The sequence below is a fragment of the Nocardioides sp. genome (genome assembly GCF_024509035.1).
GTDB lineage: Bacteria > Actinomycetota > Actinomycetes > Propionibacteriales > Nocardioidaceae > Nocardioides.
On the sequence record NZ_JANINT010000292.1, the window covers coordinates 1 to 2430 of the forward strand.

Annotated in this window: 2 protein-coding genes; both read right to left on the reverse strand. The window is 69.0% G+C overall.

Annotated features, from left to right (window positions below; genetic code table 11):
* Positions 1–1223, reverse strand: a 1223-nt coding sequence (locus Q0L15_RS19350; RefSeq protein WP_296606198.1) for a phosphate ABC transporter substrate-binding protein PstS, incomplete at its 3' end; no start/stop codon positions are given.
* Positions 1220–2430: phosphate ABC transporter permease PstA (pstA, locus tag Q0L15_RS19355; protein WP_296606200.1), on the reverse strand; the 1211-nt coding region annotated here is incomplete at its 5' end. The genes Q0L15_RS19350 and pstA, both read right to left, overlap by 4 nt.

Below are 2430 nucleotides of genomic sequence, written 5' to 3' on the forward strand. Positions count from 1 at the left end.
CGCTCGGCCAGCAGGTTGCGGCTGAGGTTCTTGCCGTCGAAGGTCGGGTTGTTGCACGTGCGCACGTCGCGGTCGGTGAGGTCGACCGCAGAGTCCGCCTGCTTCAGCTTGGCGATCTGGTCGAAGCCGGCCTGCACCAGGTTCAGCGGCAGCGACGAGTAGCCGTAGGCACCCGCCTTGGTCTGGCCGGAGCACAGCGAGTAGTACATGAAGTCCGCGAGCGTCTGGCGCTTGGCGGTCGTCATCCGCGGGTCGTCCTTGCCCGTCGGGATGATCATGTAGGAGTACGACGAGATCGGGTACGCGCGAGGGTCCGGGTTGGTGTAGACGCCGTCGAGGATCTGCGTCAGGTAGAGCTGGCTGCTCCTGTCCTGGTTGATCCTCGCCTTCGTGAGGGCGACTGCCGTGTTGTACTGCGTCGGCTCGACGAAGTAGCCGGCCTTGTTGAGCACCTTCACGACCGGGTAGTCGGCGTTGAGCGGGTAGGAGTACTCGACGTAGCCGATCGTGCCGTTGCCGGAGAAGCCCTTGATCGTGTTCATCACCTGGTCGGAGCCGGCCTGGCTGACCATCCGGCTGCCGTTCTTCTTCGGGTAGTAGGACGTGAGCCCCGACTTCCCGAAGTAGGGCCGCCAGATGCTGGGGTACTCGTGGTCCATCCAGGTCGTGAGCTGGGCGGTGGTGCCCGAGCCATCGGAGCGGACGACCGGCGTGATCGGCAGCGAGGGGAAGGACCGGCCGTTGTTGTCGTTCTTGATCGCCGGGTCGTTCCAGTTGGTGATCTGGTTGGTGAAGATCTTCGCGATGGTCTCGCCCGACAGCCGCAGGTTGCGGACCAGCTGGCCCCCGACCTTGAGCTGGTAGGTGAACGCCGTGCCGCCGGCCACGATCGGCAGGTAGGCGTACTCACGACCGTTGCTGGTGTCGGCCTGGCCCTGCTCGTCGGTGCCCTGGTAGGGGATCTCCGAGATCGCGAAGTCGGTGCTGTCCTGGGAGAAGTCCTTGCGACCCTTGGTGGATCCTCCGCCGGTGTAGACGACCTTCATGCCGTTGGCGTCCACGTCGGCGATCCACTGCTGGACGATCAGCTCCGACCAGGTCGAGCCGGTGCCCTCGATCTGGGCGTAGACGGTCGCGTTCGCCACGCCGGGCAGGGCGGCGACGCAGCCCAGTGCGATCGCGAACGCGAGGGCGGCGCGGACAGCTCGAGCGAGCCGGTTCACGGGTTCTCCTGGATGTGTCGTTGCGAGGGGCGTTCGGGGTGGGTCTCAGCGGGATGGACCGGTCCCATCTCGACGAGCGGGTCCGCCTGGACGACGTCGACGGCGGGCTCCGGTGCCGGCCGCGAGACGTTGCCGAGAACCGCGGTCCGGCCGGCCCGGGCGTGCTTGGTCCGCCGGGGCCGGGCGAGCAGGCGCGCGACGATGAACAGCACCAGCACGAGGACCAGCAGCACGGTGGCGGCCCCGAAGGCACGGGTGATGGCCACGGGCTCGCCGCTGCGCACGGTGGTGTAGATGAAGAGCGGCAGCGAGTTCATCACGCCGTCGGTCGGGTTGGTCACCAGGAAGCCGGCGGCGCCCGAGGTGAGCAGCACCGGACTGGTCTCACCGACGCCGCGGGCCACGCCGAGGATCACCGCCGTGGCCAGTCCGGGGCGAGCCGTGGGCAGGACGACGTGCCACACGGTGCTCCAGCGGCTCGCTCCCAGCGCCAGGCTGGCCTCACGCAGGCCGCTGGGCACCACGCGCAGCACCACGTCGGCGGCCCGGGCGATGATCGGCAGCATCATCACGGCGATCGCGAGCGCGGCCGCAAGACCGGACCGGGGCTGGCCGAGCGCGACGATGAACGTGGTGTAGACGAACAGCCCGGCGACGATCGAGGGCAGCGCGGTCATCGCCTCGACGACGGTGCGGACCACCCTGGCGAAGGAGCCGCCGACCTCGGTCATGAACACGGCGGTGCCGATCCCCAGCGGGAGGGCGATCGCCACACCGATGCCCATCTCGATGAGCGAGCCGACCACGGCGTGGACGACTCCGCCGTCCGTGAGCGGGTTCTTGGGGCCGACCCCGGCCATGTCGTCGACGAAGAAGTTGACGTGCATCAGGGGGCGCCAGCCTCGGAGCACGACGAAGACGATGGCGCTCACGATCACCGCGCCCACCAGGAGCGCACCGACCGTGACGACGGCCGCGGCGACCCGGTCGCGGACCTCGACCAGGCCGCCGGTCAGCATCCCGGTCACCACGGTCACCGCCAGCCCCGCGACGAACCACGTGATGAGGAACCACGGCAGCCCCGTGAGTGGCAGCAGTCGCTGCGTGACCAGCCAGGCGAGACCCAGCGCCGAGGCCCAGGTGCCATACCGGACGAACTTCTCGTCGATCGTCAGCCGCCCGAGCGAGCTGCGCGGCACCGCCGGCG